This window comes from Parvimonas sp. D9 (assembly GCF_035282565.1).
GTDB lineage: Bacteria > Bacillota > Clostridia > Tissierellales > Peptoniphilaceae > Parvimonas > Parvimonas micra.
Map to the genome: position 1 here is coordinate 1 of NZ_JAYKBM010000067.1, position 403 is coordinate 403.

Consider the following 403-nt stretch of genomic DNA (forward strand, 5'->3'; position numbering starts at 1 on the left):
CACTCATTTCCAAACTGAAAAATCCAACACCTACGGGTTTGATTTTATTCAGGGCCGCATTTCTGGCAAGGTTCAATGCAAACGCAGTTTTACCCACTGAAGGTCTTGCTGCAAGAATGATTAAGTCGGTGGGTTGCCATCCATACGTCACACGATCTAATGTTGAAAATCCACTCGGTACACCGGAGACATCTTCTGTTTTGGTACGCAGTTCATCAATTCTGTTCAATGTTTTGGCTAACACGTTTCCTACATCTTCAAAATTCTTTTTCAGATAATTGTTGGTGATGTTGAACATTTTGGTTTCACTGTCATCCAATAAATCAAAGACATCGGTACTGTCTTCATACGCATCACCAATAATTTCACCACTGATACGAATCAATTCACGCTGAATAAATTT

The 403-nt window shown here is 39.5% G+C and carries 1 protein-coding gene; it reads right to left on the reverse strand.

The annotated features are described in order from the left end of the window. Positions 1-403 (reverse strand): replicative DNA helicase (locus tag VJI94_RS08050; RefSeq protein ID WP_324008970.1); only part of this gene is annotated, 403 nt, incomplete at both ends.